The 22,991-nt window shown below is 65.1% G+C and carries 18 protein-coding genes; 7 read left to right on the plus strand and 11 right to left on the minus strand.

What is annotated here, in order from left to right; translation table 11 throughout:
* Positions 1-329 precede the first annotated feature (329 nt).
* From NR187_RS33135 to lptF, 10 genes are all read right to left on the minus strand, one after another.
* Positions 330-1,082 carry a Crp/Fnr family transcriptional regulator gene (locus tag NR187_RS33135; RefSeq protein ID WP_256809233.1) on the minus strand — a complete coding sequence of 251 codons (753 nt, stop codon included), beginning with the start codon at positions 1,080-1,082 and terminating at the stop codon, positions 330-332.
* 338 nt (positions 1,083-1,420) lie between these two features.
* Positions 1,421-1,657: a hypothetical protein gene (locus tag NR187_RS33140; protein WP_211385437.1), complete on the minus strand. Its 237-nt coding sequence runs from the start codon at positions 1,655-1,657 to the stop codon at positions 1,421-1,423.
* A gap of 72 nt (positions 1,658-1,729) precedes the next feature.
* Positions 1,730-1,903 carry a Flp family type IVb pilin gene (locus NR187_RS33145; RefSeq protein ID WP_249129309.1) on the minus strand — a complete coding sequence of 58 codons (174 nt, stop codon included), beginning with the start codon at positions 1,901-1,903 and terminating at the stop codon, positions 1,730-1,732.
* 154 nt (positions 1,904-2,057) lie between these two features.
* Positions 2,058-3,116 carry an alcohol dehydrogenase gene (locus NR187_RS33150; protein ID WP_211385438.1) on the minus strand — a complete coding sequence of 353 codons (1,059 nt, stop codon included), beginning with the start codon at positions 3,114-3,116 and terminating at the stop codon, positions 2,058-2,060.
* A 25-nt stretch (positions 3,117-3,141) separates the two neighbouring features.
* Positions 3,142-3,996, minus strand: coding sequence for a 16S rRNA (adenine(1518)-N(6)/adenine(1519)-N(6))-dimethyltransferase RsmA (gene rsmA / locus NR187_RS33155; protein ID WP_211385439.1), 855 nt, complete (start codon positions 3,994-3,996; stop codon positions 3,142-3,144).
* A complete protein-coding gene (pdxA, locus tag NR187_RS33160) occupies positions 3,993-5,009 on the minus strand; it encodes a 4-hydroxythreonine-4-phosphate dehydrogenase PdxA (RefSeq protein ID WP_256809236.1) in 1,017 nt (338 codons plus the stop codon). Before pdxA ends, rsmA begins: the two co-directional genes overlap by 4 nt.
* A complete protein-coding gene (locus NR187_RS33165) occupies positions 5,009-5,935 on the minus strand; it encodes a SurA N-terminal domain-containing protein (RefSeq protein WP_211385441.1) in 927 nt (308 codons plus the stop codon). Before NR187_RS33165 ends, pdxA begins: the two co-directional genes overlap by 1 nt.
* Positions 5,936-6,005: 70 nt before the next feature.
* Entirely contained in the window at positions 6,006-8,462 is a 2,457-nt protein-coding gene (locus NR187_RS33170; RefSeq protein WP_256809298.1) for an LPS-assembly protein LptD, read from the minus strand.
* A gap of 32 nt (positions 8,463-8,494) precedes the next feature.
* Complete coding sequence (gene lptG, locus NR187_RS33175) at positions 8,495-9,592, minus strand: LPS export ABC transporter permease LptG (protein ID WP_211385443.1); 1,098 nt, start codon at positions 9,590-9,592, stop codon at positions 8,495-8,497.
* Positions 9,589-10,758: an LPS export ABC transporter permease LptF gene (gene lptF / locus NR187_RS33180; protein ID WP_256809238.1), complete on the minus strand. Its 1,170-nt coding sequence runs from the start codon at positions 10,756-10,758 to the stop codon at positions 9,589-9,591. Before lptF ends, lptG begins: the two co-directional genes overlap by 4 nt.
* 341 nt (positions 10,759-11,099) lie before the next feature.
* Here lptF and NR187_RS33185 point away from each other — a divergent pair, with 341 nt between their 5' ends.
* From NR187_RS33185 to NR187_RS33195, 3 genes are all read left to right on the plus strand, one after another.
* The gene (locus NR187_RS33185; RefSeq protein ID WP_211385445.1) at positions 11,100-12,599 is read left to right on the plus strand and encodes a leucyl aminopeptidase; all 1,500 of its coding nucleotides are present in this window, start codon (positions 11,100-11,102) and stop codon (positions 12,597-12,599) included.
* 6 nt (positions 12,600-12,605) lie between these two features.
* A complete protein-coding gene (locus NR187_RS33190) occupies positions 12,606-13,058 on the plus strand; it encodes a DNA polymerase III subunit chi (RefSeq protein ID WP_211385446.1) in 453 nt (150 codons plus the stop codon).
* A 127-nt stretch (positions 13,059-13,185) separates the two neighbouring features.
* Complete coding sequence (locus tag NR187_RS33195; RefSeq protein WP_211385447.1) at positions 13,186-13,719, plus strand: hypothetical protein; 534 nt, start codon at positions 13,186-13,188, stop codon at positions 13,717-13,719.
* Positions 13,720-13,788: 69 nt separating this feature from the next.
* Here the strand turns inward: NR187_RS33195 and NR187_RS33200 are convergent, their stop codons facing one another.
* Positions 13,789-14,577 (minus strand): class I SAM-dependent methyltransferase, encoded by a 789-nt coding sequence (locus NR187_RS33200; RefSeq protein WP_211385448.1) that lies wholly within the window; start codon positions 14,575-14,577, stop codon positions 13,789-13,791.
* 444 nt (positions 14,578-15,021) lie between these two features.
* Between NR187_RS33200 and NR187_RS33205 the strand changes: the two genes are divergently transcribed.
* The 4 genes from NR187_RS33205 (at position 15,022) to NR187_RS33220 (ending at position 22,867) form a co-directional block, all read left to right on the plus strand.
* Positions 15,022-17,868 carry a calcium-binding protein gene (locus tag NR187_RS33205; protein WP_256809242.1) on the plus strand — a complete coding sequence of 949 codons (2,847 nt, stop codon included), beginning with the start codon at positions 15,022-15,024 and terminating at the stop codon, positions 17,866-17,868.
* Positions 17,869-18,103: 235 nt separating this feature from the next.
* On the plus strand, positions 18,104-20,236 hold the full coding sequence (locus NR187_RS33210; protein ID WP_211385450.1) for a type I secretion system permease/ATPase: 2,133 nt from the start codon (positions 18,104-18,106) through the stop codon (positions 20,234-20,236).
* Positions 20,223-21,674, plus strand: coding sequence for an HlyD family type I secretion periplasmic adaptor subunit (locus tag NR187_RS33215; protein ID WP_211385451.1), 1,452 nt, complete (start codon positions 20,223-20,225; stop codon positions 21,672-21,674). The genes NR187_RS33210 and NR187_RS33215 overlap by 14 nt, the downstream gene beginning before the upstream one ends.
* Positions 21,675-21,901: 227 nt before the next feature.
* Positions 21,902-22,867, plus strand: coding sequence for a tripartite tricarboxylate transporter substrate-binding protein (locus tag NR187_RS33220; RefSeq protein WP_211385452.1), 966 nt, complete (start codon positions 21,902-21,904; stop codon positions 22,865-22,867).
* Positions 22,868-22,991 lie beyond the last annotated feature (124 nt).

Here is a 22,991-nt window from a genome sequence, read left to right on the forward strand (position 1 = left end):
CTCGGCCTGCATGGTTCGAGACGCCCGCTTTGGCGGGCTCCTCACCATGAGGGTCTGATACTCACCGCAAAACGCGACCTCATCCTGATGAGGGCCCGCCGTAGGCGGGCGTCTCGAAGGATGGGCCGCAGGCAAGCTGCCCGCCACGCTTTTCTTCATATGCGATAGCCCTGGGCGTATCAGGGTGTGAAGCGAGCATGACTTCGCCGTCCCCGCGACCTCAGGCGGAGCGGGACCATGGACCTGCGCGAGGGCGAGCTGATCGGCATGAAATGGCGCGAATTGCAGCGCGTCGCGGACTTCAGCCCGGCCCATCTGCGCCTGAAGCGTCAATCGCCGCCGCGAGCGCGAGGCGCCGAAATGCCGGGGCTCGGCCGATGCCGCCGGCCCATCACTTCGTCAAAGTGCTTCTTCACCCAATCATTGCAACAGCAGGCTCTGGCTTCGAGCGCCGGCGCATCGAGGATCAAAATGGCGCCGCGGCGGGTCGCGAGGATCCGTCTTGCCTTGAACATCTGGATGACGCGGCTGGCGTAGCTGCGGGACACGCCGAGCAGGCCGGCGAGCTGCTCGTGGGTCAGAGGGATCTCGGGGCCGCCGATATGCTCACGCGCGAGGATGATCCACTTGGCGGCGCGCTGCTCGATCGAATGCGCGGCGTTGCAGGCCGCGCTCTGGAGCAGCTGCGCGAACTGGCAGTCGGCATAGTGCAAGAAGACCTGCTGGAGCGTGGCCGACCGCTGCTGCGCCTGCTCGAGCGCGCGCAGCGGCAACCGGACCAGGGTGCCGCCCAGCTTCACGACGATGCGCGAATAAGCGAGTGAGGCGCTGCCGCCGAAGGCAATGCCCACGGCGCCCTCGCGCCCCACCAGCAGGCTTTCGACCTCGCGATCGTCCTCGACCGGCACGGCGAACGACACGAGCGTGGGGCCGCAGGGAAAATGAGCCGCCGCCACCTCGTCGCCGGCGTGATGCAGGATATCGCTCGCCTCCAGTTCGACAGGCTGGAGGTGAGGGCCGAGCAGTTCGAAATCCGCGTGGCTGAGCTGCTGGAGAAGATCGTTTTGGGGCCGGCCGGTCACGTGTCTTGCTCTGGCCGGGAATCGGCGCGAGCCGGAACCCTACGTTTCCGCGACGAAGGCGACGGTTCCAAAGTGCACACAAGGCGGCTTCGTGCGTTGAAAACTTGCAGGTCCGGCTTACGGAATTCCGGAAGTCACCGTGGTCAGGCCGCAGGGAACGCCGGACCCGCGGTATTTCGTGTCACGAACTCTGTGCAGCAGTGCACATATAAGGCGCGCGGGTCGGCATAGCATCGTCCTCGCCGGGCGCCGTACCCCGTGCGCTCTGCCCGACGGACCGCCGGCCTGTACCTCGAACGCCGCCGGGCCGGCGGGCCCGAGGGCGACGGGAAGGATCATCACCCGAAGCGCGCTTCGCAGTCATGCGCAGGCCGGCTTTTTTCCACGTGCGCGCGATAGGCGTCGATCGCCCTGTTGGCGAGCATCAACTGCCGGCGTTCGCCGGTCCTGAGCTGGGCTTCGATGGCATCGAGCAGGAGGTTCGCGGTCTCGTCCGGAGGGCCGAGCTCTCCGCTCAGCTCGAGACAGCTCCAGGCGATGAAGAATGCGCTTTCGACGGTGCAGCGAATGGACATGGCTGCCAACGCGGCGCGGCCGTTGCCGTTCCGAGCTTGGTGTCGCGTCACTGGGCGAAAGTGCGGGCGGCGCTACTTGAGCGAGGTGCTGATCGAGCTGAACTTCTTGTTCAGCGTCGAGCCGAGGTTGTTGACGACGGCGATGATTGCGAGCGCGATGCCGGCGGCGATCAGGCCGTACTCGATCGCGGTGGCGCCGGATTCGTCGGCAAGAAATCGGCGAATGGAGCAGCGGATGGTCTGCATGGTCTCACCAGAATTCCAGGAAGGAAGCTGGAGAGATATATAGTGTGCTGGTCGCCGGTTCCCCTATTCGGAACCGGGCCTTGCGTCAATTCCGAGTTAATTTTGCCGAGGAAAAGCGCGGCGGCGAATGAAGCTCCTCCGCCGCCACAGAAACTCAGTTCTTCAGCACGATGCGGCCGACGACCTTGCCGGCGCGCAAGCTGTCGATCCATTTCTGGACGTCGCCCATCGGTTCCTCGCGCATCGGCGTCGGCTTGATCTTGCCGGCACGGGCGAGCGCCATCAGTTCGCGGGCCTCCGCGAGCGTGCCGACCATGAAGCCCTCGATGGTCATGCGCTTGTAGACCCACTGCACCATCGGCAGCGTGAACTGGCCGCCCATCAGGCCGGAGACCACGATCTTGCCGCCGCGCGCGGCAACGGCGACGGCGAAGGCCATGGACTTCTCGTTGCCGGCGAAATCGACGATCTCGTCGAAACCGCCGTCGGTCTCCTTGAGAATGCGCTTGATCACGTCGGGCTCGGCCGGATCGTAGGCAACCGCCGCGCCGTTCTTCAGCGCGGTGTCGCGCGCAGCGGCGCTGAGGTCGGCGACCGCGATCGGCTGCTTGAACATGGCCTCTGCAAAGGAAAGGCCCATCATGCCGACGCCGCCGAGACCGATCAGCAGCAAATTGCGCTGGCGCGGACGATCGACGAGGCGCTTGAGCGCGCCGTAAGCGGTGACACCGGAGCACATCAGCGTCGCGGCCTGGTTGACGGGCAGGGGATCGTAATCGAGCAGGTATTTTGCGTCGGGCACCAGCACGTGGGTGGCGAAGCCGCCGTCGATCGAGACGCCGAGGAAGCGCTGCTTGGCGCAGAGATTCTCGTCGCCATTGGCGCAGTCGCGGCACTGGCCGCAGCCGATCCACGGAAACACCGCCTTCTTCGCGCCGACAAGGCCGGCGGCGACGTCGGGGCCGACTTCGTCGACCACGCCGGCGATCTCGTGGCCGAGCGTGAAGGGCAGCGTCATGCCGCGCGTGGTGTCGAGCTTCTTGCCGCCGCCGAGATCGGCATAGCCGTCCTGGATGTGCAGATCGGAGTGGCAAAGGCCGCAGCGCTCGATACGCACCAGGACCTCGCGCCCTTGCGGCTTTGGCGTGTCGACGATGGTCTCGCACAACGGCGCATCGAACTTGACCAGGGACTGCCGACGCATCAACGCCATTTTCTTTCCTCCGGAATTTCCGTTATCAGCCTTCGCTGCGTATATCGGCCAATTCATGCGCCATGGCAACAAAGCCGGAGATCGGAATGGTCTCCGCGCGCCGCGTCGCATCGACGCCGGCGGCTTGCGCAAGGCGTGCGGGATCGACGCCCAGAGACTTCAGGCTCTGGCGCAGCATCTTGCGACGCTGGCCGAAGGCGGCAGCCGCGACCTGTTCGAGCAGTTTGCGATCGCAAGGCAGAGGCTTTTCGCGCGGCACCAGGCGCACGACCGAGGAGGTGACCTTCGGCGGCGGCACGAAGGCGGACGGCGAAATGTCGAACAGGATCTTGGTCTCGCAGCGCCAGTTGGCGAGCACGCCGAGCCGGCCATAGGCTTCATCGTCCTCGCGCGCGACGATGCGCTCGCCGACCTCGCGCTGGAACATCAGCACCATCGTCTCGTACCAGGGCGGCCATGGCTCGGTGGTGAGCCAGCCGATCAGGAGCTGGGTCGCGATGTTGTAGGGCAGGTTGGCAACGATTTTTGCTCTTTCGCCATCGAGCAGCGGGCGCGGGTCGAAGGTCATGGCATCGCCATGCACGATCTCGAGCCGGCCGGGATAGCGCACGGAAATATCCTGCAGCGCCGGGATCGCGCGCTCGTCATGCTCGATCGCGATGACGCGCCTGGCGCCGAGCGCAAGCAGTGCGCGGGTCAGTCCGCCCGGGCCGGGGCCGATCTCGACGATGGTGGAGTCGTCCAGCGGCGCCGCCGCGCGCGCGATGCGCGCGGTGAGATTGAGGTCGAGCAGGAAATTCTGACCGAGCGATTTGCGGGCCGAAAGCGCGTGCTGGCGGATGACCTCGCGAAGGGGCGGGAGGTCGTCGATCGCGCTCATCGGATTGTCGCAGCCGCCATGCGGCTCGCAAGCCTCAAGGCGGCGATCAGGCTCGCCGGGTTGGCCTTGCCGCTGCCGGCAATGTCGAAGGCGGTGCCGTGATCGGGCGAGGTGCGGATGAAGGGCAGGCCGAGCGTGACGTTGACCGCGTCGTCGAACGCCACCGTCTTGATCGGGATCAGCGCCTGGTCGTGGTACATGCAGACGGCGCAATCATAGCTGTTTCGCGCGGCTTCGTGAAACATGGTGTCGGCAGGAAGCGGTCCCTTCGCCTCGATGCCGTCGCTGCGCAGCGCCTTGAGAGCCGGCGCGATCACGGTCTGCTCCTCGTGGCCGAGCGAGCCGTCCTCGCCTGCATGCGGGTTGAGGCCGGAGACCGCGATGCGCGGCCTATCGATGCCGAAGCGGGATTTGAGCTCGGCTGCGACGATGCGCACGGTCGAGACGATCAGCTCGCTGGTCAGCTGGGCCAGCGCATCGCGCAAGGAGACGTGGATGGTCACGGGCACCACGGCGAGCCGAGGCGACCACAGCATCATCACCGGCTGGGGCACGCGGCCGTGCTCAGCGGCGAGCTCGGCGAGGAATTCGGTGTGGCCGGGATGGCGGAAGCCGGCGCGATAGAGCACGCTCTTGGCGATCGGATTGGTGACGACGGCGCCGGCGCGGCCCTCGCGGACGTCGGTGACCGCCTTGCGGATCGAGGCGAGCGCGGAAGGGGCGCTTGATGCGTCGGGCTTGCCGGGCTCGGCCGTCGCGCGCGTGCCGGTCGCAACCACGGGCAGGGCCTCGGCGAAGGCAGCTTCGGCTTCGCCGGGGCTCACTTCGGCGATCCCGATGTCGGCTCCGAGCGCTTTCGCGCGGCGGGCGATCAGCGCCGGGTCACCGAGGAGATAGAAGGCGGGCAGGCCCAGTTCGCGGCGCCCGAGCCAGGCTGCGATGGTGATGTCGGGACCGATGCCGGCGGGCTCTCCCAGGGTCAGGGCGAGGGGCTTGGCAGGGGGCTTGGCCATCAGCGGTTGCGATATTCGATCATCGCCGCCTTGCGGAGGTCTTCGAGATAGGCCTTCTGGGTCTTCTCGTATTTCTCCTGATACATCTTGTCGCGAACCTCGCGCTTTTTCGGCGTGTCGATCGTGGTCGGCTTGCGCGAGCACAGCACCACCATCTCGATGCCCGACTTGGTCACCTCGGGCGCGGTCAGGTGGCCGATCGCCGTGTCGTCGAGCACCTTGCGCAGCGCCTCGGGCAGGTCCGCGGTGGTCTTGGTGACGGCATCGCGGATGGTGGCGTTGGGCGTCGAGCGGAACAGCGAATTGGCTTCCTCGCAGCTTCCGACGCGCGAGCGATATTGCTCGGCTTCCTTCATCCGTGTCTCCTGGAAGGCCGCAGACGAGCCGCGCGGCACGATCAGCACGATCGGCTGCATCTTGTATTCGGTGCCCTCGATCTGGAGCTTGTCGCCGGTCTGGGCCTGCACGGCCTCCGCGACGTCGCGCTCGCCGACCATCAGCTTCTCCTTGAAGCGGCCGCGCACGAGGCTGGTCCAGACCATCTCGGCCTTCATGCGCGCCTTCAATGTTTCAGGGCGAACGCCTTTAACATCGAGCGATTTGGTGAGCATCTCCGGCGAGATGCGCATGCGCTGCGCCATGTTCTCGTAGGATTGGTTGATGTCGGAGACCCCGGGATCGACGCCGTATTTCTTGCCCTCCTTCAACTTCACCTTCTCGTCGATAAGCTCGTTGATGACCACCTGCCGGGCGGGGGTCTTCTGCGTGGTCAGCTGGATGAGCTTGGCGCGCTGCTCGATGTCGAAATCGGTGATCGGATCGCCGTTGACCATGACGACGATGTTCTGCGCCCGCACCGGCGCGCCGAGCAGGAACAGGGCGGCGAGGACGAGGAGGAGGCGGAGGACAGGCAATGGAGTCGTCATATTTTTTTCGCTCGCATGTCAGCCGCGGTGAGCCTGCGATGGTGCAAACGCGGCCGTCACTTCAAACCGTTCACTGGAAGCCGGAGGTCCCGGAACCGCTGGTCGCCGACGAGGTCGCCAGCGTGCGCAGGCCGATCTGGAACATGAACGCGTGGCTCAGCACGGGCGGCGTCGAGCCCGCGGAATAGCTATACGAAGTTACATAGTTCGCCGCCAGCACGAAGCAATCGTCGACATAGCCGGCGCCGAGCACATACTGGTTGATCTTGTTGGCTTCCAGGTCCCAACGCGCCGAGCCCGTCACCACCCAATTGGTCGCGACCTTGATCGAGCCCGAGGTCAGGATGCCCTCGCGGCGCGTCAGATAGCCGAGTTCCGGTTGCGGCGCGTAATTGCCGTAGATCATCGCGACCGACCAGCGATCGAAGTTGGCGCGGCCCTCCGCCTCGAAGCGCTGGACGTTCCAGGTCTGCTCGTCCATGCGAGAGCGAACGCTGAACGTATAGGTGCGGTTGGGCGAGTAGCTGGCGCTCGCGACGTAATCGGAACGCGGCTTGTCGAGGCCGGAATCCAGGCCGGTGTTGATGGAGTCCTGGACCGCGTAGGAGTTCATGCCGAACAGCTGGTAGGACTGTCCGAACAGCACCTTGACGGCGCCTCCCTTGTCGAACTGCGTGGTGGACTGCACGCCGACATTGGCGCGGCCGCCGCCCTCGACGCGGTCGTAGCCGGAGAACTTGTCGACGCTGAACAGGTTCGAGGCGTCGAACACCATGCTCTGGGCGTCCTCGTTGGGGAACTTGCCGGCATAGGTCTCGTTCGGCCGGATGATGACCTGCGCGATCGGCTCGATGGTGGTCGAGCCCCAGGGCTGAACGTTGATGAAGGGGTAGCGGTATTCGAGGCCCACGGTCGGCATCAGGCGGAACGCCTGGGTGTCGCCGACGGGAAGGTAGTTCGACACGCCCGGCTGGTTCGAGATCGACGAGTTGATCGCATCGGCGCGAAGGATGGCGAACGGCGTCCAGATTTCACCGAACGGATCGGTGTAGGACTTGCGCCACTGCGCTTCGGCCGTCAGGCGGGTGTAGGTGCCGGGAAAGCCGCGCAGCAGGCACTGCGAGGGCGTGCGCGCGAGCGGGTCGGCCGACGTCGTCGTGCACAGGCTGCTGGTGTTGGCGAGCGTCGTGATCGGATCGAACACCGCGTCATTGCGCGACAGGTTCACGAAATTGGTCTTGTAGCTGAACTCGCCGCCGAACACTGGATAGTTGAGCACGTTCGAGTAGTCGATCACGGGGTAGACGACCGGCACCTGGCCCTGGTTGCCCGAGAAGCTCAGCCAGTACATCGTGCGCGCGTCGAAGAAGCTGCGATTGCCGACGCCGGTCAGATAGAGCTGCGAGATCGCGTCCGTCGGCAGGTTCAGGAACGATCCGAGCGGATCGCGGTACGCCGCCAGGCGGTAATCGGACATGAAATAGTAGTCGGAGAGCAGGACGCCGTCCCAGCCCCAGACCCATTTGTCGTTGAGCGCGAACTGTCCCTTGGTCTCGACGCCGCCGCGGAACTGGCGGTCGCCGGGCTGCCCTGCGAACTGGTCGCGGTCGAGCTGGTCGATGCCGTAGACGCGGATCTGATAGGCGCCGTCCATCAGGCGCTGGCGGAACTCGGCCTGGAACAGCACGCCCTGCTTGGACGTGATGCGCGGGTTGAAGGTCGCGTCCATGTCGGGCGCGATCGCCCAGTAGAACGGGATTTCGACGCCGTAGCCGAACGGGGTGTACGACGTAAAGCCCGGCATCAGGAAGCCGGTCTTGCGCTTCACCGTCGGGTCGGGCGTCGAGAAATAGGGCATGTAGGCGAGCGGCACGCCGAAGAATTCGATCTGCGCCGTCTCGAAATACAGCATCTTCTCCTGCTGGTCGTGGATGATGCGCGCACCCTTGACCTGCCACAGCGGCGGCTTCTTCGGATCGTCCTTGCACGGCGCGCAGGCCGTGTAGACACCGTTCTCGAACACCGTGTAGTTGCCGCTGGAGCGGTCGGCGCGGCTCGCGGCCATGCGGGTCTGGTCGGCGGTGTCCACGCGCAGCGAATCGACGAAACCGTCGCGGTAGTCGTCGGACAGATCCATGATCTCGGCATAGGTGATCTTGCCGTCGGCATCCGTCATGCGGATGTTGCCCTCGGCATGGAGCCGCTTGGTCTTCTGGTCGTAGACGACCCGATCCGCCTCGACGCTGGTGCCGTTGTAGAACAGCTGGACGTTGCCGACCGCGGAGACGCGCGAATTGTTGTAGTCGTAGTCGACCTCGGTCGCCTGGACCAGCATCTGGTTGTCGTTGGCGACCTTCGGCGGCTTCGGACGCGGCGGCAGCGGATTATAGCTGAACTGGGCGGAGGCGGGCGCCACGGCGGCGACGTTGATGAGCCCGCCGAGCGAGGCGGCCGTGACGACGGCGAGCAGGAGCCTGCGGATGGACAAGCCGCGCCCGTTCGCGCGCACCACGATGCGCTGCGTCAAACGAGACACGAGCCTTCGGTGGACGGCCGTCACTATCCGTCCTCCTGATAGAGCAAGGCCAAAAAGCCGGTGAGGCCGCCCACCACCACGGGCAACCACGCCGCAGCGATCGGATGCATCAACTCAGCCTTGCTCAAATCTTCAGTCACTTTCGACAGAACGTAGAGCAGAAAGCCTGCGCCCACGCCACTCAAAACCATCTTCTGCACGCCGCCCATCCGGAAGAAGCGCAACGACACGGAGGCCGCGAGCATCACCATGGCCGCAAGCAAAAACGGCTGCGCCAGCAGCTTCTGATACTGGAGTCGGTATCCGGCTGTCGCGAAGCCCGAGCTTTCGGAGGAGCGGATGTAACCCGGTAGTTGCCAAAAGGACACAGTCTCGGGGGTGGAAAAGCTGTTGCGGACCTGCGCCTCGGTCAGTGTCGTCGGAATCGCCAAAACGGCCTGCTCGGTCGGCGCCGCGTTGAGCGAGAAGCGACGGACGTCCCTGAATATCCACTGTCCGGTTTCGAGTTCCGCCTCGCGCGCCTCGACGCGTTCCTTGAAGTGCTGCTCTGTGTCGAACCGAAACAGCGTGAGCCCGGTGAGCCGGATACCCTGCTGCTCGCTGCGCGCCGCATTGATGATCGTCTGGCCGTCGCTGGTGACCTGATTGAGCCAGAAGCCGGAGGCATCCTGGATGCCGCCGCCGGGCGCCGAGCCGAACAGTTCGGCCTCCATGCGCTTGGAGAGCTCGCGCAGATTGGCCGACAACGGATTGTAGGCGACGGTGGCGATCACCCCGATCAGCAGCGCGCTGCCGAGCGCAGGCGAGATGAACTGCCAGGCCGAGATGCCGGCGGCGCGCGCTACCACCAGCTCGAGCCGGCGGGAGAGGGCGAGATAGCAGGTCATGGCGCCGATCAGCATGCAGAACGGCGTCAACTTCTCCAGAAGCTGCGGCACCCGGAACAGCGAGGTCTCGGCCACCATGATCGCCGAGGCGGAAACCAGCCCCGAGGTCTTGCGCACCATCTCGATGTAGTCGACCAGCACCAGCAGCAGGAAAATGCCGGCGAACACGCCGAGCGCCGCGACCACGAAGCGGCCGGCGAAATAGCGCCCGAGTGTATTGGTGAGCATGCTCATGCGGTGGCCGGCCGTCCGAACAGCCGCGCGATGCGCGCGTTCGACCTGTTGATGGCCTCCATGAGGCGGGGAGGCGGTTCGACCACGATGCCGCCGATGATCATCCACAGCCCGACGCCGATGGAGCCCAGCACCATCGCGTATTGAACCAGCACGGCGCCCGGCGACTTCACCGCCATCACCGAGCAGGCGAAGCCTGCCATGCGCAGGCCGAACACGGCGATCACTGAACCGCCGATCGAGAAGTTGCGGCTCTGGCGGGTGGTGCGCGGCGCGCCGAGGAAGGCGAAGGTCAGCACCGCGAAGGCGAAGGGATAGATCGGCGCCAGCAGGCTGTCATGCAGGGCCGAGCGGAACTGCCCGGGGATCTGCTTGTAGACCGGATCGTCCTCGGACGGCGAGAACAGCTCCCAGAGGTAACGCTCGCGGATGCCGAGCGTGACGTCGCGGCCCTGGCCCGAGAACTTCGACATGTCGAAGCCGTAGCGGTCGAACGCCACCAGCGCGGGATCGCGCTTGCCCGCTTCGAAGCGCTGCAGGTTGCCGGTCTCCAGCACCAGGAAAGATCCGGTCTCGTTCTTCACGACTTCGCCGTGCTCGGCGACGATCGAGACGCGCTCGTTCGGATCGCGGCGGTCGTCGATGAAGATGCCGGCGAGGATGCCGCCGGGCTGGCGTTCGCGAATCCGGATCGTCAGGTTCTTGTCGAGCTGGGCGAAGCGGCCGGGCTGGAGGATGTTGGTGAGCACGTCGGCGGTGATCTCGGCGTCCCACTGCTTGATCCGTCGCATGCCGTCGGGGGCGAGATAGGCCGCGATGAAGGCGACCAGCAGCGCCACCACGCAGGTGGCGTAGAAGAATGGATAGAACAGCCGGAACGGCGAGAAGCCGGCCGCATTCATCACGATGATCTCGGAATCGGTCGCGAGCTTGTTCAGCGTGTGCGAGACCGCGATCATCAGCGCGATCGGCGAGATGATCAGGACCAGGGCCGGCACGACGAGGCTGGTGATGCCGAGGAAGGTGAGGATGGTCTGCCCCTGGCTCGTCATCAGGTCGATGCCGCGCAACGCCTGCGTAATCCAGATCACGCCCGTGAGGCTGACCAGGACCAGCGCAAACGACGCGAGCGTCGTGCGGAATATATACCTATCGATCGACCCCATGCGCGACCGTACGATTCCCACCAAGTCCCCGATGCCGGCCGGCATTCCGGCTGTCCAACCAATCCCCGATCAGGAGATCCCCAAGGTCGGCCAGCCATCTCTTCCGACAGCTCACTCTCTCACTACCATCCCTTTGATCCGTCAACAAAATGGCTGCCCCGTGGCACCCTCAATATAAGGTTAATATTTCCCTCGTTGTGGCCGCTCGGCCACGCCGGGCGCTTGGCATCTGCCGCGCCGGTGGCCCATAGTGGGGAAAGTCCAGTGAATCGCCGTTCAGCTCCGGCCCGTGGCCGGGACCGCCGAACGACGGAAAGCCCGGTGTTTTGAAGGAGTTACACATGTCCGATGCCATCAAGGTCGGCTTTGTCCCGTTGTCCGCTGCCGCCCGTGGCATCCTCGTCGTGTTCTGCGACGACAGTCTGAAGCTCGGCCCGGCGACCGCCAAGGCGCTTGGCGGGGCCACCGACCTCGTGAAGCGGGCGGCCTCCGCGGCCGCCTTCAAAGGCAAAAGCGGGGCTGCGCTGGACATCCTGGCGCCGGAGGGGGTGAAGGCCACCCGGCTGATCGTGGTCGGCGCCGGCAAGGCGGCCGGCCTGAAGGCGAATGACTTCCTCAAGTTCGGCGGCGTGGCGGCAAGCAAGCTTTCCGCCGGCGCCACGGCCATGACCATCATGGCGGAACTGCCCGACGGCGCCATGACCAGCGAGCAGGCGGTCGCGATCGCCGCAGGCCTGCGGCTGCGCACCTACAAGTTCGATCGCTACAAGACCAGGAAGAAGGACGGCGAGGAGGGCGGCTTGCGCGCCGACGTCTCGCTTGCGGTCGGCGATGTCGCCGCGGCCAAGAAGGCGTTCGCCTCGGCCGGCCACGTCGTCGACGGCGTGATCATCGCGCGCGACCTCGTCAACGAGCCGCCGAACGTGCTTTTTCCTGAAGAATTCGCGCGCCGCGCCAGTCAGCTCCGCAAGCTCGGCGTCAAGGTCGAGGTGCTCGACGTCAAGGCGATGGACAAGCTCGGCATGGGCGCGCTGCTCGGCGTCGGCCAGGGCTCGGCGCGGCCGAGCCGCACCGTGATCATGCGCTGGGACGGCGGCAAGAAAGGCGAGGCGCCGGTCAGCTTCGTCGGCAAGGGCGTCTGCTTCGACACCGGCGGCATCTCGATCAAGCCGGCCGGCAGCATGGAGGACATGAAGGGCGACATGGGAGGCGCTGCCTGCGTCGTCGGCCTGATGCATGCGCTCGCGGCGCGCAAGGCCAAGGCCAACGTGGTCGGCGCCATCGGCCTCGTCGAGAACATGCCCGACGGCAATGCGCAGCGCCCGGGCGACATCGTCACCTCGATGTCGGGGCAGACCATCGAGATCATCAACACCGACGCGGAAGGCCGCCTCGTGCTGGCCGACGTGCTCTGGTACGTCGCCAAGAAGGTGAAGCCGAAATTCATGGTGGATCTGGCGACCCTGACCGGCGCGATCGTGGTCGCGCTCGGCACCGAGCATGCCGGCATGTTCTCCAACAATGACGAGCTCGCCGACCGGCTGCTGACGGCCGGCATCGAGAGCGGCGAGAAGGTCTGGCGCCTGCCGCTCGGCCCCGAATACGACAAGCTGATCGATTCCCAGTTCGCCGACATGAAGAACACCGGCGGCCGTCACGGCGGCTCGATCACCGCGGCGCAGTTCCTGCAGCGTTTCGTCGACGGCACGCCGTGGGCCCATCTCGACATCGCCGGCACCGCCATGGGCGCGCCGAAGACCGACATCAACCAGAGCTGGGGAAGCGGCTACGGCGTCCGCCTGCTGGACCGTCTGGTGGCAGATCATTACGAGCGCAAATGACCCAAGATGACTGAAGTGCTGTTCTACCATCTGCAAAACATGACGGTGGAGAACGTGTTGCCGCCGCTTCTCGAGAAATCGCTCGAGCGCGGCTGGCGCGTCGTGGTGCAGTCGACTTCGCCCGAGCGCGCCGATGCGCTCGACGCTCACTTGTGGACCTATCGCGACGATTCCTTCCTGCCGCACGCGACATGGCGCGTGAACGACGCCGCCGATCAGCCGATCGTGCTGGCGATCGAGGAGGACAATCCGAACGGCGCCAATGTCCGCTTCCTGATCGACAATGCCGCGCTGCCACAGGACGGGCAGGGCTATGAGCGCATGGTGCTGCTGTTCAACGGCGACGATCCCGACGCGCTTGCATTCGCCCGCAGCGCCTGGACGGATTGCAAGGCGAAGGGATTTGATGTCACCTATTGGCAGGCCGACGAGCGGGGCCGGTGGCAGCGTCGGAATTAGCGGCCGATCGCAATTAATGATAATTTGCACTTTTCGGGCGATGATGGTTTCGGTCACCTTCGTGCCGCAAAGTGATGTTGGGACAATCGCTTAAGGCTGGTCCTTCACGCGGGGAATTTGGTTTATCGTGCGACATCAAAAGCTTCCCAGCTCGCTCATAGTTGCGTTAGCCGCCATAGCACCGCTGGTCGCGGGCTGCTCTGGCGCGACCGATCTGCTGTCCAAGGACGCGCAATGGTTCAACACGCCGAGCCGCCTGTTCATCAAGAGCATCTCGATTGAATCGCCGCCGCTGACCCCCGACAAGCCGGTGACGGCCGAGGACCTGGTCAGTGCCGACGGCGCCTGTCCCGGCATGGCGCCGCCCCCCGGGCCGGCCGACGCCAACGCGTCGACCACGGCACCGGCGCCCATGGGCGGCACGGTCGCGCTCGGCCACACCGAATGCGACGTGGTGCGCGGCATCGGCGCGCCCTCGAACGTCAACCTCTCCGGCGATGCCGCCGGCCGCCGCGTCGCCGTGCTCACCTGGACCGCCGGTCCGCGCGCCGGCATTTACACCTTCACGTCCGGCCGCCTGTCCTCGATCGAGGGCACGCCGGAAGCGCCGGTGATGCCGAAGGCGACGAAGCCGAAGCCGAAGAAGAAGGCTGCGACGTAACACGGCCTTCTGCCCTGAAATTGGTTGCGGCTGTCAAATGCGATCAGCCGCGCATGCTCGTCCCGATCGTCAAGCGGCTTTGCATCCCTTGATCGCGGTGGCCGAGGCGTGAACCGTGATCTCCCCGTTCGCGCTCGCCGGCAATCTTGCCTGTAGCCGGCGTTTGAGTTCCGCGCTCTCCGTCTCCGACAGCCTTCCCAATACGCCGGCCGGGCTGCTGACGACCATCGACAGCCAGTAGTCGTCGAAATTCGCAAACGTTCGCTCGACAACCAGTTCGCGAGTTTCGACATCGCGGATGCCGAGCTTCGCCCAAAGCGCTTTCAGTGCCTCGAACCGCGATACATCCGCACTCGGTGGGCGTTGCGCAGGTTTGCCGAGAGCGTCCATCTCCTCCCACAAAGGCTGCGTAGGCGAGCCGCCCCGCGAGATGTCCCAGGTGTAGGATGCGACCATGCCGCCGGGCTTGGTGACGCGGACCATTTCCGATGCACCTTTCTGCGCGTCGGGGACGAAGAACAGCACCAGCGCCATCACCGCGGCGTCGAAGCGGTTGGCGTCGTAGGGAAGCGCCATCGCATCGCCAATCGAAAACTCGACCGGCTTTGCCGATAGCTTCTGGCGTGCGGTAGCAATCTGTGCGTCGGAGGGATCGATCGCGCAAACGGACGAAGGGGCGGACTTCGCAACAAGGAGCTCAGTGAACGCGCCGTTGCCGCAACCGATATCCACCCAGGCCAATCCGGTGCGTGACGCCAGCCAATCGAGGAACAGAGTGCCGGCCGATCGGCTCCAGGGCGACATGAAGCGTTCGTAAGCTGCACCGTCGGTGAATCTGATAGGTTCCGGTGACGACATGTGAGATCTCCCTCAAATATTCCTTGTCTGGATATCCATCGAACCGGAAATGCTGGTCGCTCAACTATTGAGCGGGATCGTTCGTTATCGCTGGCGCCAATTCCGTCGCCGAGCTTAGTACCAAATGCATCGAGCCCACAGGTGCAATTTTCGTTCGGCTCGGCGTGCGCGTCGTTAGCTGCCCCGCAGCCTCGTCAAGCTGCGCGCTTGTCTCGAGCCGCGGTTCTTCCACGCGTTTGAAAATCACGGGGTCGTTACGCGTGATCCGTGATCAGCGACTCGTGATGAGAGCGCCTCCGCATCCGCTGTCGAATACTGCCCCGAAGCAAAACTGGAGGAAATCTCCAGAATAATCACGCGCGTCTCAAGCAGCGGCTCAAGAATGTCATGTGTGCGGCTGCTACGCATCGAAGGGAGGGGCTAGATCGATCGAAGGATATTTGGATGTCTACTACCTCTGTCTTTTCCCCGGTTACGGGGCAGCTCACCATTTTCGGCGACAACGCGAATAACGGCCTCGTGATCAGCCGCGACGAGGCAGGCCGCATCCTGGTCAATAACGGACACGTGAAAACGATCGGTGGCGAACCGACCGTCGACAACACCACCGCGATCGACATTTTCGGTCAAGGCGGTGATGACACGATCACCGTCAACGAATGCCACGGACCGATGCCTGCGGTGCACATTTTCGGCGGTGACGGCAACGACAGGATCACGGGCGGCTCGGGTGCGGACCTGCTGTTCGGGCAGGCCGGTGACGACGTGATCAAGGGCGGCGGCGGCAACGATCTGCTGTTCGGCGGTGCGGATAACGACGTCCTGGATGGCGGCAGCGGCGACAACCAGCTGTTCGGCGAGGCGGGCGACGATCTCATGATCTGGAATCCGGGCGGCGGCACCAATCTGTTCGAGGGCGGCGACGGCAGCGACACCGCGCGGGTCAACGGCAGCAACGACGCCGAGACGTTCACGATCACGGCGAACGGCACGCGCGTGCGGCTCGACGGCATCGGCGCCGCGCCGTTTTCGCTCGACATCGGCACCACGGAAAATCTCGTGCTGCACGCCGGTGGCGGCGATGACGTCATCACCGCGGGCAACGGGCTCGGCAGCCTGATCTCGCTGACGCTCGACGGCGGCGCCGGCAACGACAGGATCATTGGCGGCGACGGTAACGACCTCGTCATCGGCGGCAGCGGCGACGACATCGTCAATGGCGGACGCGGCAACGACGTCGCCCAGCTCGGATCGGGCGACGACACCTTCATCTGGAATCCCGGTGACGGCAGCGACACGGTCGAGGGCGGCGCGGGCACCGACAAGCTTCTGTTCAACGGTGCCAACATCAACGAGACCATCAATATCTCGGCCAATGGCGGCCGGGTGCGCTTCACCCGCGACGTCGCCAACATCACGATGGACCTCAACAGCGTCGAGCAGATCGAATTCGATGCGCGCAGCGGCGCCGACAACATCGTTGTCGGCGATCTCACCGGGACCGGCGTCAAGCAGGTGCTGGTCGATCTCGGAGCCGTTCCCGGCGAGACGCAAGGCGACGGCGCGGCGGATATTGTGACCGTCAATGCTGCCGGCGGCAATCAGCACATCGAGGTCACGGCTGAGGGCACCACCGTGACGGTGACGGGTCTGCCGGAAGTCGTGACGATCGTAAATGCGGAGGCTGCCAACGACCGGCTGGTGATCCAGGCGCTCGGCGGCAACGACGTCATTGATGCATCCCTGCTCGCCGCGGCGATCGGGCTGACCATCGACGGCGGCGCGGGCAACGACACAATCATCGGGAGCCAGGGGGCTGACACCCTGATCGGCGACGACGGCAACGACAAGGTCGTCGGCGGCCGCGGCAACGACGTCGCTCTTCTCGGCGCGGGCGATGATCTCTTCACGTGGAATCCCGGCGACGGCAGTGACACCGTCGAGGGCGGCACGGGAATGGATACGCTGGTGTTCAACGGCTCCAATGTGGCCGAAAACATGTCGATCTCTGCGAACGGCGGTCGTGCACTTCTCACCCGCGACGTCGGCGCCATCACCATGGATCTCAATGGCATCGAGCGGGTGCAGATCGCCGCTGCCGGCGGGGCCGACAACATCTCCGTCAACGATCTCTCGGGGACCGGAGTCACGCAGGTCGCGATCGACCTCAGCGCCGGCCCCGGCAGCCAGAGCGGCGACGGTGCGGCCGACCGCGTGACGGTGAACGGCAGCGCCGGTGACGACAACATCGCGGTGACGACCGCCGGCGGATCGATCGTGGTCAACGGGCTTGCGGCGCAGGTGACCATCGCTCACGCCGACGCCGGTGACGTGCTGACCGTCAACGGCGGAGGCGGCAACGATGTCATCGATTCGTCCGCGATCAAGGCGGGACAGCCGTTCAGCCTCAACATCAATGGCGGCGACGGCAACGACACCATCACCGGCAGCGCCGGCAACGACATCGTGATCGGCGGACGCGGCAACGATTTCGCCAATCTCGGAGCCGGCGACGACACCTTCATCTGGAACCCCGGCGACGGCAGCGACACCGTCGAAGGCGGCAAGGGCACCGACACGCTGGCGTTCAACGGCGCCAATATCAACGAGACCATCAACATCTCGGCCAATGGCGGCCGGGTGCTGTTCACCCGCGACGTTGCCGCCATCGCGATGGACCTGAACGGCGTCGAGCATGTCGACTTCAACGCCCTCGGCGGTGCCGACAACATCACGGTCGGTGATCTCTCGGGCACCGGCGTGAACCAGGTCGACCTCGACCTCGGTGCCAATGACGGCGCCGCCGATACCGTGACCATCAACGCAACCGGCGGGAACGACGTCATCACGGTGACCGAGCACGACGGCATCATCACGGTGTCGGGGCTTGGCCAGGACATCAACATCAGCGATGCCGGTGCGGGCGACAGGATCGTCATCAACGGACTCGATGGCGATGACGTCATCACGGCTTCCGGCTTGCACGGCGGCATCCAGCTCGTCGCCAACGGCGGCAATGGCGACGATATCCTGATCGGCGGACCCGGCAACGACACACTGGCCGGTGGAGCAGGTGACGACGTGCTGATCGGCGGCGGCGGCCTCGATATCCTCGATGGCGGTACCGGCAACAACGTCGTCATCCAGGGCGCCGCCTTCGCCGCAGCGATGATGCTCAACCAGGCCATGGCAGGCAGCTTCGTTCCGGCAGGTGACGGCCACGGCGAGATGCCGCTGGCCGATCCGCACACGGCACAGACCCAGACGCTTGCTCCGCCGCAGCACGCCTGAGTTTGATGAAAGCTGCTGTTGCAACGACGGAGGTGCACTCCCTCTCCCGCTTGCGGGGGAGGGCTGGGGTGGGTGTGCCTCCGCAATCGAGAACCCCGAAGAGGAAGAAGCCCTCACCCCGCCGCCATAGCCGATGCGAAGCATCGGCGTCCAACAGAACGGTGGCCACGGGCCGCCTATGGCGACCTCTCCCGCAAGCGGGAGAGGTTGAACGAGCCCGGCCCGGAGAACGCCCATGACGACGAATACGGTCTCGACCGATACGGGTCTCGACGCGCTGCTCACCCTGCTGCATTTGCAGGGTGTTGCGGCCGATCGTGATCAGCTCAGGCACCGGCTGGGCGCGGCAAGATTCGGCGCAGCTGACATCGTCCGCTGCGCCAGGTCTCTCGGACTGAAGGCACGAACCTATCGAACGCAGTGGAGCCGTCTGTCGGGCAGCCCGCTGCCGGCGATCGCGATGCTGCGTGACGGCAGCTTCATGGTCATTGCAAAAGCCTCGGCCGACAAGGTGCTGGTGCAGTCGCCGCAGGCGCAGCGCCCGGTGCTGATGGAGCGCGACGAGCTGTGTGCGATCTGGGACGGCGGATTGATCCTGATGGCCCGGCGCGCCGGGCTCTCCAACCTCGGGCGGCAATTCGACATCACATGGTTCATCGCGGCGATCGGCAAGTACCGGCGGCTGTTCGGCGAGGTGCTGGCCGCCTCGTTCTTCCTCCAGCTGTTTGCATTGGTCTCGCCGCTGTTCTTCCAGGTCGTCATCGACAAGGTGCTGGTGCACCGCTCGCTGTCCACGCTCGACGTTCTCGTCATCGGCCTCGTCATCGTCTCGCTGTTCGACACCGTGCTGGGTATCCTGCGCAATTATCTGTTCGCGCACACGACCAACCGTATCGACGTGGAGCTGGGGGCGCGGCTGTTCCATCATCTGCTGGCGCTGCCGATGGCGTGGTTTCAGGCCCGGCGCGTCGGCGATTCCGTGGCGCGGGTTCGCGAGCTCGAGAACATCCGCAATTTCATCACCAGCTCGTCGCTGACGCTGCTCATCGACCTGGTCTTCACCTCGGTGTTCCTGGTCGTGATGTTCGCCTATTCGCCGCTGATGAGCTTCATCGTGCTGGCCTCGTTCCCGTTCTACATCGGGATCTCGGCGGTGGCGACGCCGCTGTTTCGGCGCAGGCTGGATGAGAAATTCCGCCGTGGCGCCGAGAACCAGGCGTTCCTGGTCGAGAGCGTTAGCGGCATCGAGACGCTGAAGGCGATGGCGGTCGAGCCGCAGATGCAGCGCCGCTGGGAAGAGCAGCTCGCCGGCTATGTCTCGGCGAGTTTTGGCGTCACCAGCCTCGGCAACACCGCAAGCCAGCTCGTGCTGTTCGTCAGCAAAATCGTCACCGCTGCCATTCTTTATGTCGGCGCGCGGCTCGTGATCGGCGATGCGCTGACCGTCGGCGAACTCGTGGCCTTCAACATTTTTGCAGGGCGCGTTTCGGCGCCGGTGCTGCGGCTGGCGCAGGTCTGGCAGGATTTTCATCAAGCGCGCCTGTCGATCGCGCGGCTTGGCGACATCCTCAACAGCGCGGCGGAGCCGGCTTACTCCGCGGGCCGCGCTGGGCTGCCGCCGCTTCGGGGCAACATCCGCTTCGAGCATGTCGCTTTTCGCTATCGGCTCGACGGGCCGGAGATCCTGCATGACGTCTCGTTCGATATTCCGGCGGGCCAAACCGTCGGCATCGTCGGCTCGTCGGGCTCGGGCAAGAGCACCTTCGCGAAACTGGTACAGCGGCTCTACGTGCCGCAATCCGGCCGCGTGCTGATCGACGGCATGGATCTCGTCATGACCGACCCGGCCTGGCTGCGCCGGCAGATCGGTGTCGTGCTGCAGGAGAACATGCTGTTCAATCGTTCGGTGCGCGACAACATTGCACTGGCCGATCCGACCCTGCCGATGGACCGCATCATGGATGCGGCCAAGCTCGCGGGCGCGCATGATTTCATTCTGGAGCTTCCCGAAGGCTATGACACCGTCGTTGGCGAGCGCGGCTCGACGCTCTCGGGCGGGCAGCGCCAGCGCATCGCGATCGCCCGCGCGCTGGTGACCAATCCCCGGATCCTGATCTTCGACGAGGCGACCAGCGCACTCGACTATGAGAGCGAGCGGATCATCCATGACAACATGAAGGAGATTGCGAGGGGCCGCACGGTCCTGATCATCGCGCATCGTCTCTCCACCGTCCGCGGCGCCGATCGCATCTTCACACTGGAGCGCGGCCGTCTGGTCGAGGACGGCACGCATGATGCGCTGATCAAGACCGGCGGCCGCTACGCCGCCCTGCATCGTCTTCAGGGAGGGATCTATGAAGTCGGCTAGCGCCGTCCCGGCCTCAAGGCCCGAGCACACCGTCGTTCCCTTCCGGAATGCGAAGAGCCGGCGCGCCGAGGAGGCCGCTTTTCTGCCTGCCGCGCTGGAGATCACGGAAACACCGCCGTCGCCGACCGGCCGCGCCATCGCAATGGCCCTGATGCTCCTTGTCTGCGCGGCGCTGGCGTGGTCGGCCTGGGGTACGATCGACATTGTCGCGTCCGCAGCCGGGAAGGTCGTGTCGAGCGGGCGAAGCAAGGTGGTCCAGCCGTTCGAGACCGGCGTGGTGCGCGCCATCCACGTCCAGGACGGGCAATCGGTCAAAGCCGGCGACCTGCTGATCGAGCTCGATCCGACCGTGAACGCCGCAGAGCGCGATCGTCTGCACGACGATCTCATGGCCGAACGGCTCAATGTCGCGCGGCTGCGTGCGGCCCTTGCAAGCGGCGAGGCGGCATCCGCCGATCTGGTCGTGCCCGCGGATGCCGATCCCTTGCTGGTCGCGACGCAGCGGCAGCTTCTCGCCAATCAGGTCAGCGAGCACAGGGCCAAGTTGGCTGCGCTCGCGCGCCAGGAAGCCCAGAAGGAGGCCGAATATCAGACCATTGCGGCGACGATCCACAAATTGGATGCGTTGCTGCCGGTGACCCAGCAACGCGTCGATATCCGCAAGACGCTGATGGAAAAGGAGATCGGCTCGAAGCTGACCTATTACGAGACGCTCCAGCTCCAGATCGAGCAGCAGGAGGAGCTTCGCGTTCAAGGCAGCCGCCTCAAGGAAGCCGAGTCAGCCGTCGCCGCGATCGCCGAGACCCGCAACCAGGCCGTGGCCGAGTACAGGAAGAGCCTGTCCGACGAGCTTGCCAAGAGCGAGCAGAAGGCAAATGGCGTCGCGCGCGACCTGATCAAGGCTCGCCAGAGGACAAGCCTGCAGCAACTGACGTCACCCGTCGATGGCGTCGTGCAGCAGCTCGCGGTCCACACCGTGGGAGGTGTGGTCACGCCGGCGCAGTCGCTGCTCGTGATCGTGCCGACAGATACGCGGCTCGAGATCGAGGCGATGATTTCCAACCGCGATATCGGATTTGTCGAGGCCGGGCAGGGCGCCGCCATCAAGATCGACACCTTCAACTTCACCCGTTACGGCCTTCTCGAAGGCCGGGTCCTGAGCGTCTCGCAGGACGCCATCATCCGCGATCGTCCGCCGGAGCGCGGCGACCGCGCGCTCGGGCAGCAGCACGACAGCAGCGAGCCCAACGGGCAGGAGTTGAGCTACAGCGCGCGCATCTCGCTCGATCGCAGCCAGATGCAGGTGGACGACCGCCTCGTCAGCCTGTCGCCGGGAATGGCGGTCACCGTCGAGATCAGGACCGGCTCGCGCACCATCATGAGCTACCTGTTGTCACCGCTGCAGCGCTACCGGCATGAGATCATGCGGGAACGCTGATTCCGACCTGCTGCCGCCGACCGACCTTCGGCGGGAACATTTGGATTTGGATCGGGCTCGTGTCATTCGGGTCCGCCCGCTGAGACAATATCGCCGAGCTGAGGGTCGATCAGGTTTCCCGGTAGCTACGCCATGCCGCGGGGCGACACGCCTGATGACGTCGTTTCGTGATGGTCGCGCGGCCATGAATGGGTACATATGGCGCGAGCAAAAATTTGGAGGAAAGTATGCGGTTCATTGCCCTCGTATCGGCTCTGCTCTTGCCGTTTGGCGCGGCGCTCGCCCAGGACTATCCGGTCAGGCCCGTCACGATGCTGGTGCCATTCGCCGCCGGCGGCCCCACGGACACCATTGCTCGCCTGACCGCGGCTGGCATGTCGAAATCGCTCGGCCAACAGATCGTCGTCGAGAACGCTCCCGGCGCCGGTGGCACCATCGCCACGACCCGCGCCTCGCGAGCCCAGCCCGACGGGTACACGCTGCTGATCCATCATGTCGGCCTGTCGACCGCCGCTACGCTGTACCGCAACCTCAGCTATGACACGAAGACGGCCTTTGCGCCGATCGGGCTTGTGACCAATGCGCCGATGACCATCATCGCGCGTCCGGATTTCCCGGCCGACACGCTGAAGGAATTGATCGCCTACGCCCAGCAGCAGGGCGACAAATTGACCTATGCCAATGCCGGGCTCGGAGCGGCGTCGCACCTCTGCGGCATGCTGTTCATGACGGCGATCCAGAAGCAGCTCACCGCGGTGCCCTACAAGGGCAATGGCCCCATCATGAACGATCTTCTCGGCAGGCAGATCGATCTCACCTGCGACCAGGCGACGAACACGACCGGCCCGATCCTGTCGAAGCAGGTCAAGGCCTATGCGATCACCACCAAGGAGCGGCTGAAGAGCCTGCCCGATCTGCCGACGGCCGACGAGGCCGGCCTCAACGGGTTCGAGCTCGGTGTCTGGCACGGCATCTATGCCCCCAAGGGCACGCCGCCGGTGGTCGTTCAGAAGCTGACGGCGGCGCTCCAGTCCGCACTCAAGGATCCCACGCTGATCGCTCGGTTCAACGACATCAACACGGAGCCTGCCCCGCAGGAGAAAGCGACGCCGGAGGCGCTCGCCGCGATGCTCGCGAGTGAAGTCGACCGCTGGGCGCCGATGATAAAGGCAGCCGGCCAGTTCGCGGATTGAACCACTCCGGCGCAATTTGCGCCGGCATCGCCGCCTGGGTGGCTCTAATCGCCACGGCTAAAGAACGTCCCATTCAATGGGTAATCGCCAGGTAATAAAATACCGGTACTTTGCATGGGGTTGT

The sequence above is a fragment of the Bradyrhizobium sp. Bra64 genome (assembly GCF_024519875.1).
GTDB lineage: Bacteria > Pseudomonadota > Alphaproteobacteria > Rhizobiales > Xanthobacteraceae > Bradyrhizobium > Bradyrhizobium japonicum_G.

What these genes read in the sequence shown, in the direction of transcription:
- NR187_RS33140 (WP_211385437.1), bottom strand. Translation starts at nt 1,657, where the DNA reads ATGTCCATTCGCTGCACCGTCGAAAGCGCATTCTTCATCGCCTGGAGC.
- NR187_RS33145 (WP_249129309.1), bottom strand. Translation starts at nt 1,903, where the DNA reads ATGCAGACCATCCGCTGCTCCATTCGCCGATTTCTTGCCGACGAATCC.
- NR187_RS33150 (WP_211385438.1), bottom strand. Translation starts at nt 3,116, where the DNA reads ATGGCGTTGATGCGTCGGCAGTCCCTGGTCAAGTTCGATGCGCCGTTG.
- rsmA (WP_211385439.1), bottom strand. Translation starts at nt 3,996, where the DNA reads ATGAGCGCGATCGACGACCTCCCGCCCCTTCGCGAGGTCATCCGCCAG.
- pdxA (WP_256809236.1), bottom strand. Translation starts at nt 5,009, where the DNA reads ATGGCCAAGCCCCCTGCCAAGCCCCTCGCCCTGACCCTGGGAGAGCCC.
- NR187_RS33165 (WP_211385441.1), bottom strand. Translation starts at nt 5,935, where the DNA reads ATGACGACTCCATTGCCTGTCCTCCGCCTCCTCCTCGTCCTCGCCGCC.
- lptG (WP_211385443.1), bottom strand. Translation starts at nt 9,592, where the DNA reads ATGAGCATGCTCACCAATACACTCGGGCGCTATTTCGCCGGCCGCTTC.
- lptF (WP_256809238.1), bottom strand. Translation starts at nt 10,758, where the DNA reads ATGGGGTCGATCGATAGGTATATATTCCGCACGACGCTCGCGTCGTTT.
- NR187_RS33185 (WP_211385445.1), top strand. Translation starts at nt 11,100, where the DNA reads ATGTCCGATGCCATCAAGGTCGGCTTTGTCCCGTTGTCCGCTGCCGCC.
- NR187_RS33190 (WP_211385446.1), top strand. Translation starts at nt 12,606, where the DNA reads ATGACTGAAGTGCTGTTCTACCATCTGCAAAACATGACGGTGGAGAAC.
- NR187_RS33200 (WP_211385448.1), bottom strand. Translation starts at nt 14,577, where the DNA reads ATGTCGTCACCGGAACCTATCAGATTCACCGACGGTGCAGCTTACGAA.
- NR187_RS33205 (WP_256809242.1), top strand. Translation starts at nt 15,022, where the DNA reads ATGTCTACTACCTCTGTCTTTTCCCCGGTTACGGGGCAGCTCACCATT.
- NR187_RS33210 (WP_211385450.1), top strand. Translation starts at nt 18,104, where the DNA reads ATGACGACGAATACGGTCTCGACCGATACGGGTCTCGACGCGCTGCTC.
- NR187_RS33215 (WP_211385451.1), top strand. Translation starts at nt 20,223, where the DNA reads ATGAAGTCGGCTAGCGCCGTCCCGGCCTCAAGGCCCGAGCACACCGTC.
- NR187_RS33220 (WP_211385452.1), top strand. Translation starts at nt 21,902, where the DNA reads ATGCGGTTCATTGCCCTCGTATCGGCTCTGCTCTTGCCGTTTGGCGCG.